A 15,155-nucleotide genomic window follows, 5' to 3' on the forward strand; every position below is an offset into this window, starting at 1 on the left:
CCACCCCCCCCCCCCCGAACGCACCTCGACGCCCTCTCGTGCTCGCGCGCCCGCGATTTCTGGCCACCAAACCGCGTTTTGGCACGGAACCCACCCCACCTTAAGGGAAAGGAATGCTTGCGCACAACAAAAGCCCAGGTCGGCAGAATCGGCACAGGCCAAAGCGCGCCAAAGGAGCGTCGGAGCGTGCCAGAACGCGGTTTGGTGGCCAGAAATCGACGTTTTCCCCGCACGAGAGACAACCGGCAGAGCGCGCCGCCCTCCCCCTTCGGAAAGCTCGGCGCGCCCGCAAACCCCACGTCGGCGCTCGGCCGTCCTTTTCGCCATCTGCCGGCTGCCACCCGCAAAGGGCGCTCCGTTCGCCGCGGCCTCCCCTCTTCGCCTTTCGCTTCGCGTCGAGGCGCCGCGCAGCGGAAAGCGGGAGGGGGTGCGAGACAGGGGCCCTTCGACGGCTGCGCTTCGCGCCGGGCGCAGCCGCTGTCGCGCTCCGCCTGCGGCTCGAGTTGCAGTGCGGGCGCGGTTTCGCCACCGACGTTGCGCGTTTCCGGCACCGTACCCGCAGGGCATCAAGCCGCGTCCTCCGGTCGGCAAACACGGCTCCGATCAACTCCGTTCCGCGCCACAACTCACGCGTTTCACGCCCTCGCTCGGCCATCGGGACCTGCGCGGATCCGCCGCAGCACCCGTCCCCAGCGCGTCCGCGCCGCCGGCCTCGCTTTGGCCGTGAAAGCCACGCCGGCTGCGGCACCCTCGGCTCGCCGTCCCGCCCGCACGAGGCTTGCGGTACCGCGTCCTCCCGCCGCTCCCTCGAAAGCGCCCTCCATATCGGCCGTCCCGCATCCGCAGAGAAGGAAGTGATGAAAAACGAAGGAACGGCAACCACGTCCTCGCAGGTCGCCGAGCGACGCCCCGCCCCTTGCTGCGCCTTTTTCGGAAGGCGCGCGCCGCGCATCCCGCACGCCCGCGCTCCTGCTATAATCGCCCATCGAGAGACAAATCGAAAGAAGGTGCCCATGAGCTTTTCGCTGAACCCCTACACCCCGCCCGACTTCGACCGCGAGCCGCTGGCCAGCGCTCCCGACGCGAAGCTCGTCCCCGCGCCCCTCGACGGCGTCGCCCCCGAAGGCTACCACGCCATGAGCATCTACCCCGAGTACTTCAAGATCGACGGATCGTGGCTTCTCGCAAAGGACAGCCGCATGGACTGCGTGCCCGTCTACGAGGACGGGCGCATCTTCGTGCGCGAGTTCAGGCACATCCGCGCGGGCGACGCCGTCGTCTGCGGTCGGACCGAGACGGGCGCGCAGGGCATCTACGTCCACGCGACCGGGTTCGACCCCGCTCCCGACGGCGACGGGGAGCTGGCCGGCGCGGGCCGGCACGCCGACAACTTCGCCTTCCGCTTGGGACGCTCACGCGAGACGGCGTTCTCCCGCGAGTACGACGAGCTCTACGAGCTTCTGCGCTACGAGCGCGATCACGGCTACGTCGTGTGGGTCATGGGGCCGGCGTTCTCGTTCAACGGGTTCTCGCGCACGGCGTTCTCGAAGATCATCGAGGCCGGCTACGTCGACGCGGTCTTCGCCGGCAACGCGCTCGCCACGCACGATCTGGAGGGGTCGTACTTCCACACCGCCCTCGGCCAGGACATCGAGACGCAGGAGAACCGCCCGCTCGGCCACTACAACCACCTCGACACCATCAACCGGGTGCGTCTGCACGGCTCCATCGCCCGGTTCATCGAGGAGGAGCAGGTGTGCGGCGGCATCATGCACGCGCTCGAGAAGAAGGGCGTGCCCTACGTGCTGGCCGGCTCCATCCGCGACGACGGCCCTTTGCCCAGCGTCATCGGCAACGCCTACGAGGCGCAGGACGCCATGCGCGACCACCTGCGCAAAGCCACCACGGTGGTGTGCATGGCCACCATGCTGCACACCATCGCCACGGGCAACATGACGCCGTCGTACCGCGTGCTTCCCGACGGCACGGTGCGCCAGGTGTACTTCTACTGCGTCGACATCGCCGAGTTCGCGGTGAACAAGCTCATCGACCGCGGCTCGCTCGCCTCGCGGGGCATCGTGACGAACGTGCAGGACTTCATCGCGAACGTGGCGAAGGGGCTGGGGCTGTAACCTCCCCCGCCTTCGCCGCGACTCACCCGCCGTCTGCCGCCCCTCGCAACGCCGAAGCCGCAGCCTTCGGCGGCGACGCAGGACGTTCATCGCCCTCCCAAGTCGCCTTGCGCCCGACGGCGCGCCCTGCCAGCGAGCGCAGACCCTACAGCCCGAGCGTGCCGCGCGAGGCGAGCGTCCATCCGAGCGCCGCGACCCACAGCACGGCCACGGCGACGCGCGCGGCGTTCGGCACGCGCAGGCTCTTCGCGGGAACCATGAGCATGGCGAGAAGCCCGCCGAGCGCGCCGCCCAAGTGCCCGCTCACGGAGACGCTCGGCACGAGCAGCGTGTAGGCCACGTTCACGCCGATGACGCCGAGCATCCCTTTGCTGTACTCGGCGAACATCCGACGGTTGCCCTTGTGCAGAAGCCCCAGCAGCGCCACCGCCACGAACAGGCCGAACACGCTCGTCGAAGCGCCGGCGCTCACCGAGGGCGCGCCGGCGAGCACGACGTCGGCCGCGTAGGACACCGCGTTGCCCGTGATGCCCGCCACGAAGTAGAGCAAAAGGAAGCTCCCCCGCCCCAGCACGCGCTCGAGCACCTCGCCCACGCTGTAGAGCGCCACCATGTTGAATCCGAGGTGCATGAGGTCCATGTGCAGAAACATCGGCGTGACGAGCCGCCACAGCTCGCCTGCCTGCACGTACGGCGCGTACATGGCCCCCATGTCCACAAGCGTCCTCGTGGGAACGTCGAAGCGCATGCCCGACAGCAGCACCTCGGCCGCGAACACGGCCACGTTGACGACGATGAGGACGAGCGTGACGATCCGGAAGCGGTTGCGCTCGAAAAACCCTGGCGTGCTCTCGTTGAGCATCCGCTTCAGCTGCTCGTCGCCGATGACGGGGCGGCTCCCGTCCACCGGTTCGTTCACCCTGTACGGCACGGCGCGCTCCTCTCGTGCGATCGTCTGCGAAAATCATCCCAGCATCCTACCACACTCCACCCGCACGCGCGACGAGAGCGCGCCCTATCCGGCCCCTTCGTTCGCCGCCCTGCCGGCATCGGCCGACGATTCGACGAGATCGATGAGCTGCTGGCGGTTGTGCACTCCTGTCTTTCGGTAGACGCTGCGCAAGTGGCTCTGCGTCGTGTTCAGCGACACGTAATGCAGCTCGGCGATGCGCTTGGTGCTGTAGCCCCGATAGAACAGGCGCGCCGTCTCCTCCTCGCGCTTCGTAAGCGAGAAGCGGCGCGCGACCTCGTCGAATCGGCGGGAGTCGGCCTCAGGGGCTTCAACGGAAGCAGGAGGCTGCGGCGGCCTTTCGATCCCTTTGAGGGCAAGGAGGCTCATGGCGAGAAGCGTGGATGCGACCGTGATCGCGCACGCTCCGAGCGACAGCGCGCCGAACCATTCGCCGCCTGCCGCCCCCATCGAGCGCAGCGCGAAGGGAAGCGCGCCGTAGCCGACCAGGCATCCCGCCGTCTCGGGCACCACCAAGAGCATCAGCGTCGAACGCAGCTCGTCGCGATCGCTCAGGCACGTCGCCAGAACGAACACGAACAGCTCCAGGCACGTCCTTCCGGCGGTCACCGTTCCCAGACCGAACTGAAACGCCGCAGACGGCTCCCCCGGAAAGAACAGCAACGACAATCCCGAGAGCACGCCGCCCACGAGCACGACCCACCCCGCGAAGGCGAACCTGCCCAAATCGGTTGCGAACAGGCACGCGAAGATGATCGCCGCCAGCTCCACCACCGTGATGAAGTGCTTGAGGTACAGCATGGCGCTCGATCCGGTCGAATAGAACGCGTCGCTCACCCCCTTCATGCACACGATGAGAACGAGAAGCGCCACCAAAACGACGACGACGGGACGCGAGGCGGGAGCGGAGAGCAGGCTTAAGCGAGCGGCCTCCCGTTTGAAGGGCCCGCCGTCCAAGCGAAGGCAGAGCGCCGAAGCGGACGGCGCGATCACGGCAAGCAGCGCGTGATCGTTCGCCACGAGCGAGTTCGCGGAGGCCAATGCGAAAGATACGAGAGACGAGAGGCACACGAGAAGCACCGCGCGCTTCGCTTCGGCGCATGCCGCCATGCGGCATCGGCGCGCCCAGGCCAGCGTGAGCACCGTGAAGGAGCACGCGGACAAAGCGAAGGATGCCGCCGCGAGGACGGCGACGCCTTCGTCCAGCATGAGCGCGCCGGCCCACGCTCCCGCCAAAGCCGCGGAAGCGGCCGCGCCCGCCGCGAGCGCAAGGCGCGGAGAAGCCAAACGGGCCGGGAGGCCCCTGAGCAAAAGCAAGGCGAGCGCGATCGCGAGCACCGCTCCGTAGAACGCCAAAGGAAGAAGCCCGCCGTCCGGAAACCCCCTCGCATCCGCAACGACGTTCTTGACGTTCGCCCAGCGGTAGAACTGCCAGTAGAACGCCAAGCCGACGACCATGGCGACGTCCCTTCGACCCTTGCGCGAGGCGCCGCCTTTCGCAAGCGTGCGCGCGAATGCCTTGCCGTTCGAGCCTTCCATCGCCTTCCCTCCTCCCTCCTGCACCTTACTAAAAGAGCGGCGCCGCCTCAAGGGGAGCGGAAGGCATTTTTCGAGCCGGAGGGCCGTCCTAAGCGAAATTCACCCCTAGGTGATGAGAGTCGGAGCGCATCTCGTCATCGACTGGGGAAGATCGCATGGCGTCGCCTTCGGCAGAATGGCCGGGAAGCCGTTCCGACGATCAAAAGGAGGAGTCATGGACGATCCGACGAAGTGCTCCGAAGAGGGGCCGCAACTTAGCAGGAGGGGTTTCGTGCAAGGAATGGCCGGGCTCGCCGGCCTCGGATTGCTCGGAGCCCAGGCGCTCTCGCTTTCGGGCTGCGCGCCCTCGAAGGAGGCCTCCCGAGGCCCCGTCAGCTTCGATCCGGGCACGTACACCGCCACAGGCGAGGGCAAGCACGGCTCCGTCGTCGTGGAGGTGTCGTTCTCGGAAAGCCGCATCGAGGAGGTGAAGGTCGTCGAGCACGGGGAGACGGAGGATATCAGCTACCTGCCCCTGAACGTGCTGCCAGCCGCCATCGTGGAATCCCAGTCCGTCGACGTGGACGCGGTGTCCGGCGCCACCCTCTCGTCGCAGGCGGTGCTGAGCGCGGTCGCGGACGCCGTCGAGCAGGCGGGCGCCTCGCCCAAGGACCTTCCGGAGTTCGATGCCTCGGTCGTCGAGCAGCATATGAAGCCGGGCACTTACACGGGCGAAGCGTACGGGAAATGGAAGGCGGGATCCATCGAAGGCGAGCGCTTCGGATGCCCCGCCGTCATCGAGCCGGTGCAGGTGGAGGTCGACGTCGACGAAACGAGCATCCTCGACGTGCGCGTGCTGTCCTGCTCGGACACGCCCGGATTCTTCGAGCCCGCCGTGAAGCGCATGCCGCGCGCCATCGTTGAACAGCAATCGCTGCTCGTGGACACGGTGACGGGAGCCACGCTCACCGCGGCGGCCGTGCAGGCGGCGTGCGCGAAGGCGCTCTCTCAGGCCGAGGCGCGCTTCGCCCCCTTCGTCAAGGCGACGCCGAAGAAGGAGGCGAGTGAGTCCTACGACGCCGACCTCTGCATCGTCGGCGCGGGCACGGCCGGCACGACCGCTGCGCTCAAGGCCGTCGAAGAGGGGCTTTCGGTCGTGGTGCTCGAGAAGACCGCCCGCATATCGGGAGAGGGCTCGTGCGCGACGGGCGCGCTCGCCGTGGGCAGCAAGCTCGACGAGCAGGTGGGCAACCACGTGACCGTGGACGAGGTGTTCTCGGCCATGATGGACTACTACTATTGGAGGACCGACGCGAGCCTCACCTACAACGTGCTCTCGCATTCGGGGGAGATGATCGACTGGCTGCAGGGCCATTGGGAGCAGACGGGGCAGAAGGGATTCTCGGCCCCGAAGGCGACGAGCGGCACGAGCATCGCGCACGACTACGGGAAGGGAACCGAAAAGTTCCAAGTGCTCTGGGACACGTTCATCGTCCCCGGAGGGGCGACGCTTTTGCTCGACACCAAGGCCGAATCGCTCATCGTGGAGGAGGGCGCGGTCGCGGGCGTCTCCGCCTCCAAGCAGGACGGGACCGCGGTCACGGTGAACGCCCGCGCCGTGCTCGTCTGCACCGGCGGCTTCGGCGGCAACCCGGGCATGCAGAAGGAGCTCTTCGGCACCTCGGACTTCTACCTCAACGGCGTGGCCACGAACACTGGGGACGGCATCAACCTCTGCAGGGAGGCGGGCGCCGTGCTCTCGACGGACGTCTCCCCGCACCTCGCGGAGTTCTGCAGCAACGACGTGCTCGACTTCTACGCCGGCTACATGAAGTTCCTCAACCAAGGCGGCTTCCTCATGCTCGATCCTTCGGGCAACCGCTACATGAACGAGGCGTACTGCATCACGCACGCGCTCGCGCGCGGAGCATCGGGCATGCGGCGCGTCGGATCGAGCTACATCGTGCTCACCCAGGCCGACTTCGACAAGCTCGTGCGAAGCGGAGTGCACGAAGTGCTCGGAGAGGACCTTATCGCCGAATACAAGATGCGCGAGCGTATCCTCGTGCCTTCTTACTACACGCTGCAAGACGAGATGGACGCCGCCATCGCGCACGGCCAGGCATGGAAGGCCGACACCCTCGAGGAGCTCGGCGAGCTTGCGGGGTTCGATGCCGCGACATGGGCGCGCACGGTCGAGGACTATCGGGCGGTGATCGCCTCCGGAGAGGATCCGCTGTTCGGGAAGCGCCCCGAGCTTTTGCACCCCCTCGACGAGGGCCCGTTCTACGCGGTGCGGGTCGTGTCGCCCATCGACGGCACCTACAACGGCATCAAGGTGAACGACCATTTGCAGGCGATCGGCGAAGGCGACGTTCCCGCGCCGCGAGGGCTGTTCGTCGCAGGGCAGGACAGCGGAGGGTACTTCTCGTACCCCTACACGGACTACGTGGGCGCGACATGCGGCTACGCGCTCACGAGCGGCATGATGTCCGTCGAGTACGTCAAGGAGTACCTTGGACTGTGACCGGACGGCCGGAAGGCGCGCCCCGTTCGCGCCGCCCATCCCGGCGCCTCGTGGACGCGCCTTCCTCTGACGCGCTGCCAACGGATGGGCGGCGCGCCGCTCACAGAGCGCGCCGCCGCGCGCAAGCCGGCCTCATGCGCGCTACGCTGCGGCCTCTCAAGCAGACGACGCGAAGGAGGCCCCATGAACGCGAAGGAAAGCGAGTCGAACCAGACGGGCGCGCTCGGACGCGGCCTTGAATCGCTCATGGCGCGCGGCGAGGCCAAGGCCCCGGAAGCCGCAGGAGGCGCGGGCGCGGAGGGAGGCCGAAGCGGCGGCGATGCGTCGGAGGGCGAGCGCCCCTGCGATCTCGCCGCCGCGGTCGGCCTCGTGGCCGGCGGCGCGGCCGGAGCGGTGGCCGTGGCGGCGTTCACGCTCCTCGGCGTGCGCGCCGTGCTCGGCATGGAGCGAGGCCGCCCGTTTTCGGGCTAGGCCGCAAGCGCTTCCTCGATGGCAACTGAAAGCGCGGCGCAACGCTTTGTTTCTTTACGGCAGGCGCGCACGCGTGGTTCAATGGCAGGGCAACCCGCCGACGAAAGGAACCCCATGGCCATCTCAGACGTGCTCGTCCGCATCCGCAAGGAGCGCAACCTCACCCAGGACGATCTCGCGCGCAAGCTCTTCGTCACCCGCCAAGCCGTCTCGCGCTGGGAGAGGGGCGAAACGTCGCCGGGCATCGACATGTGCAAGCTCATCGCCACCACGTGCGACGTGCCCGTCACGCTGCTGCTGGAAATGCCCGACGGCGACTTCTGCCAAAGCTGCGGCATGCCGTTTTTCCAGGAGAAGGACCACGGCACCGAAGCGGACGGCTCGCCTTCGGAGGAATTCTGCTCGTGGTGCTACCGCGACGGCGCCTTCCTCGAGGACGAGACGCTCGAGGAGCTCATCGAGCGCTGCGCCCCCGGCATGGCCGAGTCGTGCCACATCACGCTCGACGAGGCCGTGTCCTTCATGGGCGCCCTGCTGCCCACGCTCGAGCGCTGGCGCTGAGCGCCCTTGCGGAGGGGATCGGAAACGCTCCTCGGTCCCCTCCGGCTCTCGTCTTCCGTCCCGCGCCTAGTCGCGCGTGAGCTTGCGGTGGATGCGGTGCGGGCGCGCGGCCTCCTCGCCGAGGCGCTCCACGCGGTTTTTCTGGTAGTCCTCGAAGTTGCCCTCGAACCAGTGCCAAGCGCCGGGGTTCTCGTCGGTTCCCTCCCACGCCAGGATGTGCGTGGCGATGCGGTCGAGGAACCAACGGTCGTGGCTCGTCACCACCACGCAGCCCGGAAACGCCAGAAGCGCCTCCTCCAAGCTCTCGAGCGTCTCCACGTCCAAATCGTTCGTGGGCTCGTCGAGCAGAAGCAGGTTGCCGCCCTGCTTGAGCGTGAGCGCGAGGTTCAGGCGGTTGCGCTCGCCACCCGACAGGACGCCGGCGGGCTTCTGCTGGTCGGGGCCCTTGAAGCCGAAGCTCGCCACGTAGGCGCGGCTCGGGATCTCGCTTTCCCCCACCTTCATGTAGTCCAACCCGTCGGAGACGACCTCCCACACGCTCTTCTTCGGATCGATGCCGGCGCGGTTCTGGTCCACGTAGGATATCTTCACCGTCTCGCCCACCGAAAGCTCGCCGCCCGTCAGGGGCTCAAGCCCCACGACGGCCTTGAACAGCGTGGTCTTGCCCACGCCGTTCGGACCGATCACGCCCACGATGCCGCCTTGGGGCAGCGTGAAGGACAAGTCGTCGATCAGCACGCGGTCACCGAAGCACTTGCGCAGGTTGCGCGCCTCGATCACCTTCGCGCCCAAGCGCGGCGGCACCGGTATCTGGATGTCGGACACGCTCGTCTTCTCGAACGAGCGCGCCTCGGCCGCCATCTGCTCGAAGCGCTCGATGCGCGCCTTGCTCTTGGCTTGGCGCGCCTTCGGGGAGCTGCGCACCCACTCGAGCTCCGAGCGCAGGCGCTTCGCAAGCTTCGCCTCGCGCTGGCCCTGGGCCTCGAGACGGGCGGCCTTCGTCTCCAAATACGTGGAGTAGTTGCCCTTGTAGGGGTACAGGCGCCCTCGGTCCACCTCGCAGATCCACTCGGCCACGTTGTCGAGGAAGTAGCGGTCGTGCGTGACGGCCAGCACCGCGCCCTCGTAGCGGCGCAGGAACTGCTCGAGCCACAGCACGCTCTCGGCATCGAGGTGGTTCGTCGGTTCGTCGAGAAGCAGCAGGTCGGGTGCCTCCAGCAACAGGCGGCACAGCGCCACGCGCCGCCGCTCGCCGCCCGAGAGCACGTTCACCGGCATGTCGGGGTCGGGGCACTGCAGCGCGTCCATCGCCTGGTTCAGCTGGCTGTCCAAGTCCCAGCCGTTCGCGGCGTCGATGGCGTCTTGCAGCTCGCCCATCTCGGCCATGAGCGCGTCGTAGTCCGCATCCGGGTCGGCCATCTCCTCGCCGATCTTGTTGAACCGGTCGATCTTGGCCAGCACGTCGCCGAAGGCCATGCGCACGTTCTCGATGACGGTCTTGTCCTCGTTAAGCGGCGGCTCCTGCAAGAGAATGCCCACCGTGAAGCCGGGCGTGAGGCGCGCCTCGCCGTTGGACACCTCCTCGAGGCCCGCCATGATCTTGAGCAGGGTGGACTTCCCCATGCCGTTGGGCCCCACGACGCCGATCTTCGCGCCGGGGTAGAACGACAGCGTCACGTCGTCGAGGATGATCTTGTCTCCATGCGCCTTGCGCGCCTGGTGCATTTGGTAGATGAACTCTGGCATGATGCTCCTTCTTGCCGCGGCCGCTGCCATCCGGGTGCGCCCGCATGCGAATCGAAACAGATGATCCGGCTATTTTACCAGGAAGCGCGCCGCAGCTGCATTGCGCTTCCCCTCTTCTCGGCAAGCCTCCGCGCCTCGCCGCCGCGTCTCAGCGGTTCTCGATGCGGCCGATGTTCTTGAGGGCGATGTTGATGAGGCCGTTCGGGGCGCTCGAGAACTCGATGAAGTCGGGGTTCTCGCCGAGCTCGGCCGGAAACGTCACCTCGATGCCGGTGTCGGTGCGGATCTTGTGGCTTTTCGCCACGCGCTTGGCCACGGCGCGCTCCACCACCACGCGCTCGGGCACGGCCTTATCGGCAAGCGCCTCCTCGAAGCGCTTCTGCAAAGGCTCGTCCGCGAACACCTCCCCGCCGAGGTCCCACGGGGCCAGCTCGTCGGACTCGTCGGCGTTGGCCGCGATGTACGCCTTCGCCTTCGACACCGCCACGGCCGCGTTGGCGCCGTACTCCTCGGCCACCTCCTCCACGATGCGGCACGCCGTGTCGAACATCTCTTTGCTCGACGCCTCGGTCGAGCATTGCAGAAGGCCGTCGGGGATGAGCCGGCGCTTCTCGCCGGCGATGGCGCGCTCCTTGTCGCAGAACAGCACGTCGAGCGATCTCGATTCGACCACGGCGAACGACGACACTTTCTGCGAGGGGTTCGGCAGGATGGCGTGATGGCGCGCCACGTCCACGCGCTGCGCGCCGTCCTCGCCGTAGCCCACCTCGTGCATGTAGGCTTGCCGGCTCTCCAGGAGCATGAGCGCGAAGTACCGCTTGCCGCGCGCCTCGTAGGCGGCCTCGGCCTCCTCGTCGGTCAGGGGGCGCACCGTGCTGTCGGGATCGTCCTCGAAGTCAACCACGAGCAAATCGGTGGACACGGGCTTGTCCGCATGGCCCAGTTCTCCGGCCAAGTACTCGGCGATCTGCACGGAGAGCCCCGCGAAGTCGCGCTCGCCGCGGAAGTAGGCGCGCAGCTCCTGCGCGAACAGGCTGTCCTCGGCGAACTCGCCGCGCTTGCTGTCGATGTTGCCGAGCGCCCTCTTCGCGTGGCCCGCCACGTAGCGCTTGGCGTTCTTGTTGGCAAGGTCGAGCTCCTCTTGGGCGTACACGTTCACGCACGACACGAAGTCGAAGACGTGCAGGATGGCGTGGTTGATCTTCATGAAGGGCCTCTCGCGACGAAAACCGTGGACGATCAGGATAGCGAAAGCCCGCTCGCAAGCGGCGTGAAAGCCGGAAAAACACCGAACCTCCCCCGGCGCGCGCAACCGCAGCCGACGAGCGGAGCCTTCCGCATCTTTCCCTGATCGCCCGACTGAAACGGCCTTCGACCTACTGCTAGCATATTTGCTATCAGATATGCTATACTTCCGAAAAGGATCGGAAGAAGGGGGCGATATGGGGTTGGCAACCGAGACGGTCCAGTTCAACACCCGCATGGAGCGCTCGCTCAAACAGGACGGCGACGCCGCGCTCAAAAGCGCCGGCTACACCCCGTCGGAAGCGGTGCGGGCGCTGTGGCGCAAGGCGGTGAAGCGCGCCGAAAACCCTCGGGCCATCGTCGACCTCCTCGAGGACGGCCCCCTTCCCGCACGCCCGGATGCCGACGCGCGCGACCCTTTGAAGCTCGAAGCGCTGCGCCGCGGCCGACGGAGTTGCGCTTCCGCGCTCGAACGCATGGGCGTCGATCGCAACGCGCTCCCCTCCTTCGCCTTCGACGCCTACGACGAGCTCATGGAAGGGTTCGCGCTCGAACGGCACGGGACGGGAGACGCCCTATGAAGGGAAAGCCGCCCGTCTTCCTCGTCGACACGAACGTGTGGCTCGACAACTACCTGGGTTTCCGTCCGAACCATCGCACATCGTGCGAGTTTCTCGACGAAGCGCTCGCGCAGGGCGCCGCGCTTTGCCATGCGGCGACCACGGCGAAGGACGTCCATTTATTCACGTGCAGCTTCCTCAAGAAGGCGGCGCGCGAAAGGGGCGAGGAGATCGACGAGGGCCTCGCCCTTGCGATAAGCAAGCTGGCCTGGGCGAACCTCGCCAATATGAACGAGGTGTCGACGCTCGTCGGGGTCGACCTTTCCGATTTCTGGCTGGCGAGCAAGCTGAGCGCGTTCAACGGGGACATCGAGGACAACCTCGTCATGGCGTGCGCCGAGCGCGCGAAGGCCGACTACGTCGTCACCCGCGACAAGGGGCTTCTCAGAAGATCGACCGTCTGCGCGCTCGCACCCGAGGACGCCACCGCCCTTTTGCGCGCACTGCGCTGAGGGACGCCGCTTCGGAGCCTTCCGCGCCCGCTTCGGACCGTCCTCGTCCCCCCGTCTTTCCCACGGGAGTATACTTCCTCCCATCGGCAATCCCGAGAGGACGGAAGGACGAGACCATGCCCCAGAAACCCGAGTTCACCCTGCACGACGTCCATATCGTGCCGGGCGAGACGAGCCTGTTCGACTTCGACGAGTGCTACGGCGGCAAGCGCTCGCATTCCCAGTACTACATCGAGCCGTACGGGCCGTTCGAGCACAACGAGCTGCTCGACACGTTCTACCTCGACGCCGGCAACGAGATGTGCTATCACGAGCACGAGCGCGGCGCCGAGACGTTCCTCGTGGACGGAGGGTCCGTGCAGCTGGAGATATGCGGCAAGAAGTGCATCCTGACCAAGGGGGACATCGTCCATCTTCCCCCGTACCTGCCGCACAAGTTCATCTGGCTGGAAGAAGGCACCATCTGGCGCGAGCTGTTCCAGCAGATGCGCATGGCCGAGGAGTGCATCGAGGGGCTGCGCTACAAGGCCTACCACAAAGACGACTTCGACATGGCGAAAGACGGCCAGAGCACGTCGAGCCTCTACTACGACTACAAGCCCGCCACCATCGAGGTGCCCAAGGAGCAGATATACCACGTCCGCCCCTATGACCAGGGCCTCGAGACGTTCCGGTTCCCCGGCGTCGAGCTGCGCCTGAAAGTGGGCCGCTGGGAGACGAAGGGGCACAAGGAGGTCTGGCAGCTCGTCATGCAGCCCGGCTTCGAGCTGAACTGGAGCTTCCGCAACCCGTTCTACAACTTGCTCATCGTCCAAGAAGGGCAGGTGGAAGTGCACATCGACGGTATGGAGCCCTTCACGGCCAAGGAGCGCGACATCCTGCACGTCCCGCCGCGCCTCTCCGGCGAAGTGCTCGCCCCCGAGGGCGCGGTGCTGTTCGACTACAACTGCGAGGGCTTCGGGCTGCGCGCCATCGAAGAGCTGGCCTCCCTCGCCGCGTTCGCGCCAGAGCGGCTGGCCGACGAGGCCGAAGGCGTCCTCGAGAAGCACCGCGTGTTCCTGCGCGGGCGTCTGCGCTAGGAGGGACGCGAATGGAGAAGACCTCCGGCAAGGGCGCGCTCAAGTTCGCCATCCTCGCCACCATCGCCATAGCCCAGGCAGACACGATCGCGTCGGTCATGCTCTCCGACATAGCGGAAGCGTTCCCGGACGCCTCCACGATGGCCGTGCAGTACGTCATGCAGTCGGCGATGATCGGCGCGTTCGCCGTGTCGCTGCTCATGAGCGTGCTCACGGCCCGGTTCCGGAAGAGGCCGATGATCCTCCTCGGGCTGGCGAGCATATTCTTCGGCGGCCTCATCCCCCTCGTGAACCACAGCTCCATCGTCCTGCTCGACGTCTGCGGGTTCCTCGTGGGCGCCGGGCAGGGCTTCCTCGTGCCGCTTCTGGGCGCGCTCGTGCTCGAGAGCTTCGAGGGCCGCGAGCGGCAGCGCATGATCGGCCTCAACACCACGTTCCTCACGGGCGGCGCGGCGCTTCTGCTTCTGCTCGCGGGGCCCGTCTGCCTGACCGGCTGGACGAACGTGTACCTCATCTACCTCGTGGCGGCCCCGGTGTTCGCCATCGCCCTTCTGTTCCTGCCCAAGGAGGAGCGCCCTGCGGCCAAGGTGCGGACCGAGCGGGAGCGCACCGGCCGCAAGGCGGCGCCCATCCCCGCGCTCGGGTGGATCCAGTGCGCCATCGTCGCGCTGATGAGCGTGGCCTACGCGGTGTTCCCCCTCAACCTGTCGTTCTTCGTCACGGCAAACGGGTTCGGCGACGCCGCGTCGGTGAGCGTGGGCATGACCACCATCACCGTGGTGAGCGCGCTCGTGGGGCTGGCGCTTCCGCAGCTCATCCGTGCGAGCAGGCTGTTCTTGCTCGCGCTCGGCTCGGCGTTCGGCCTGGCGGCGGCGCTCACGGTCATCTTCGCGCAGAACATGGCCATGGTGTACGCGGGAACCGTGCTGGCCGGTATCTTCTTCGGCGTCAACATGGCCGGCCCCGGCTACTACGTGAGCCGCATCTGCACGCCCGCCCAGTATGGCCCCACGTACTCGCTGGCGACGAGCGTGAACTACCTGGGGATCATCTTGAGCCCCGTCATCCTGAGCTTCGTCACAGGCGCTTGGGGAGGCGACCCCGAGGTGGCGCGCAACGCCTTCGTCACCGGCGCGGGCCTGTTCGCCCTCGTGCTCGTGCTCAACGTCGCATGGGGCGCCTACCTGTCGCGAAGGCTTCCCGCCGAGCAGACGGCGCCTTCCGCAGCCTCGGAGGCCGACGACGGGGAGGCCCTCGCCTAGCGTCCCGGCGCGCTACCCCGCCTCGCCGCGGTCGAAGGCGAGCAGGCGGCGGTAGCGCGCGCTCGTGCGCGCAAGCTCCTCCGGCGCGCCGTCGAGCGCGATGCGGCCGTCCTCCACGAAGACGACGCGGTCCATGGCCGACACGCCGGCCAAATGGTGGGTGATCATGACGACGGTCCTGCCCGCCAGCGCCTCGAGCAAGGTATCCAGCAGCGCGCGTTCGGTGAGGGGGTCGAGGCCCACCGTGGGCTCGTCGAGGACGACGACGGGCGCGTCCCGCAGAAGCACGCGCGCCAGCGCCACGCGGTGCCGCTCGCCGCCGGAGAAGCGCAGCCCCGCCTCGTCCACCATCGTGTCGAGTCCGTGCGGCAGCCGCTCGGCAAGCGGGCGCAGCCCCACCGCATCGAGCGCGTCCCACAATTCCTCGTCGCGGGCGTCCTCGCGCGCAAGGAGCAGGTTGTCGCGCAGCGTCATGTTGAAGAGGTAGGTGCTCTGCTGGATGACGCCGACCCAGCGCGCCGCCTCGTCCCCGAAGCCGGCCGTCGGCGCGCTGGGTCGGCGTCATCCAGCAG

The 15,155-nt window shown here is 67.4% G+C and carries 13 protein-coding genes; 8 read left to right on the top strand and 5 right to left on the bottom strand.

What is annotated here, in order from left to right; genetic code table 11:
• The first annotated feature begins 1,013 nt into the window (after positions 1-1,013).
• Entirely contained in the window at positions 1,014-2,132 is a 1,119-nt protein-coding gene (locus tag C2L80_RS11120; RefSeq protein WP_087195310.1) for a putative NPN-dependent ornithine cyclodeaminase, read from the top strand.
• Between the two features lie 145 nt (positions 2,133-2,277).
• Here C2L80_RS11120 and C2L80_RS11125 read toward each other — a convergent pair whose 3' ends face one another.
• Positions 2,278-3,063: a rhomboid family intramembrane serine protease gene (locus C2L80_RS11125; protein WP_103263217.1), complete on the bottom strand. Its 786-nt coding sequence runs from the start codon at positions 3,061-3,063 to the stop codon at positions 2,278-2,280.
• A gap of 84 nt (positions 3,064-3,147) precedes the next feature.
• Positions 3,148-4,641: a helix-turn-helix transcriptional regulator gene (locus C2L80_RS11130; RefSeq protein WP_103263218.1), complete on the bottom strand. Its 1,494-nt coding sequence runs from the start codon at positions 4,639-4,641 to the stop codon at positions 3,148-3,150.
• Between the two features lie 214 nt (positions 4,642-4,855).
• On the opposite strand from C2L80_RS11130, the gene C2L80_RS11135 reads away from it, so the two are divergent.
• From C2L80_RS11135 to C2L80_RS11145, 3 genes are all read left to right on the top strand, one after another.
• The gene (locus C2L80_RS11135; RefSeq protein WP_169999070.1) at positions 4,856-7,147 is read left to right on the top strand and encodes an FAD-dependent oxidoreductase; all 2,292 of its coding nucleotides are present in this window, start codon (positions 4,856-4,858) and stop codon (positions 7,145-7,147) included.
• A 183-nt stretch (positions 7,148-7,330) separates the two neighbouring features.
• The gene (locus C2L80_RS11140) at positions 7,331-7,618 is read left to right on the top strand and encodes a hypothetical protein (RefSeq protein ID WP_087195294.1); all 288 of its coding nucleotides are present in this window, start codon (positions 7,331-7,333) and stop codon (positions 7,616-7,618) included.
• Between the two features lie 114 nt (positions 7,619-7,732).
• On the top strand, positions 7,733-8,179 hold the full coding sequence (locus C2L80_RS11145; protein ID WP_087195293.1) for a zinc ribbon domain-containing protein: 447 nt from the start codon (positions 7,733-7,735) through the stop codon (positions 8,177-8,179).
• Positions 8,180-8,245: 66 nt separating this feature from the next.
• Here C2L80_RS11145 and ettA read toward each other — a convergent pair whose 3' ends face one another.
• Both ettA and C2L80_RS11155 read right to left on the bottom strand, forming a co-directional pair.
• Entirely contained in the window at positions 8,246-9,925 is a 1,680-nt protein-coding gene (ettA, locus tag C2L80_RS11150) for an energy-dependent translational throttle protein EttA (RefSeq protein ID WP_087195292.1), read from the bottom strand.
• A 148-nt stretch (positions 9,926-10,073) separates the two neighbouring features.
• Complete coding sequence (locus tag C2L80_RS11155) at positions 10,074-11,132, bottom strand: nucleoid-associated protein (protein WP_092200760.1); 1,059 nt, start codon at positions 11,130-11,132, stop codon at positions 10,074-10,076.
• 235 nt (positions 11,133-11,367) lie between these two features.
• Here C2L80_RS11155 and C2L80_RS11160 point away from each other — a divergent pair, with 235 nt between their 5' ends.
• The 4 genes from C2L80_RS11160 (at position 11,368) to C2L80_RS11175 (ending at position 14,583) form a co-directional block, all read left to right on the top strand.
• A complete protein-coding gene (locus C2L80_RS11160) occupies positions 11,368-11,751 on the top strand; it encodes a hypothetical protein (RefSeq protein ID WP_092200757.1) in 384 nt (127 codons plus the stop codon).
• On the top strand, positions 11,748-12,242 hold the full coding sequence (locus tag C2L80_RS11165; RefSeq protein ID WP_087195289.1) for a type II toxin-antitoxin system VapC family toxin: 495 nt from the start codon (positions 11,748-11,750) through the stop codon (positions 12,240-12,242). The genes C2L80_RS11160 and C2L80_RS11165 overlap by 4 nt, the downstream gene beginning before the upstream one ends.
• A 116-nt stretch (positions 12,243-12,358) precedes the next feature.
• A complete protein-coding gene (locus tag C2L80_RS11170) occupies positions 12,359-13,321 on the top strand; it encodes a cupin domain-containing protein (RefSeq protein ID WP_087195288.1) in 963 nt (320 codons plus the stop codon).
• Positions 13,322-13,332: 11 nt separating this feature from the next.
• The gene (locus C2L80_RS11175) at positions 13,333-14,583 is read left to right on the top strand and encodes an MFS transporter (protein ID WP_087195287.1); all 1,251 of its coding nucleotides are present in this window, start codon (positions 13,333-13,335) and stop codon (positions 14,581-14,583) included.
• A gap of 12 nt (positions 14,584-14,595) precedes the next feature.
• On the opposite strand, the gene C2L80_RS11180 is transcribed toward C2L80_RS11175, so the two are convergent.
• Entirely contained in the window at positions 14,596-15,084 is a 489-nt protein-coding gene (locus C2L80_RS11180; RefSeq protein WP_275668759.1) for an ATP-binding cassette domain-containing protein, read from the bottom strand.
• Positions 15,085-15,155 lie beyond the last annotated feature (71 nt).

The organism is Rubneribacter badeniensis, assembly GCF_002899695.1.
Classification (GTDB): domain Bacteria; phylum Actinomycetota; class Coriobacteriia; order Coriobacteriales; family Eggerthellaceae; genus Rubneribacter; species Rubneribacter badeniensis.

Excerpts from the sequence above, each read along its gene's own strand:
- C2L80_RS11135 (WP_169999070.1), top strand. The coding sequence starts at position 4,856 with ATGGACGATCCGACGAAGTGCTCCGAAGAGGGGCCGCAACTTAGCAGG.
- C2L80_RS11145 (WP_087195293.1), top strand. The coding sequence starts at position 7,733 with ATGGCCATCTCAGACGTGCTCGTCCGCATCCGCAAGGAGCGCAACCTC.
- C2L80_RS11170 (WP_087195288.1), top strand. The coding sequence starts at position 12,359 with ATGCCCCAGAAACCCGAGTTCACCCTGCACGACGTCCATATCGTGCCG.
- C2L80_RS11140 (WP_087195294.1), top strand. The coding sequence starts at position 7,331 with ATGAACGCGAAGGAAAGCGAGTCGAACCAGACGGGCGCGCTCGGACGC.
- C2L80_RS11160 (WP_092200757.1), top strand. The coding sequence starts at position 11,368 with ATGGGGTTGGCAACCGAGACGGTCCAGTTCAACACCCGCATGGAGCGC.
- C2L80_RS11130 (WP_103263218.1), bottom strand. The coding sequence starts at position 4,641 with ATGGAAGGCTCGAACGGCAAGGCATTCGCGCGCACGCTTGCGAAAGGC.
- C2L80_RS11155 (WP_092200760.1), bottom strand. The coding sequence starts at position 11,132 with ATGAAGATCAACCACGCCATCCTGCACGTCTTCGACTTCGTGTCGTGC.
- ettA (WP_087195292.1), bottom strand. The coding sequence starts at position 9,925 with ATGCCAGAGTTCATCTACCAAATGCACCAGGCGCGCAAGGCGCATGGA.
- C2L80_RS11120 (WP_087195310.1), top strand. The coding sequence starts at position 1,014 with ATGAGCTTTTCGCTGAACCCCTACACCCCGCCCGACTTCGACCGCGAG.
- C2L80_RS11175 (WP_087195287.1), top strand. The coding sequence starts at position 13,333 with ATGGAGAAGACCTCCGGCAAGGGCGCGCTCAAGTTCGCCATCCTCGCC.
- C2L80_RS11165 (WP_087195289.1), top strand. The coding sequence starts at position 11,748 with ATGAAGGGAAAGCCGCCCGTCTTCCTCGTCGACACGAACGTGTGGCTC.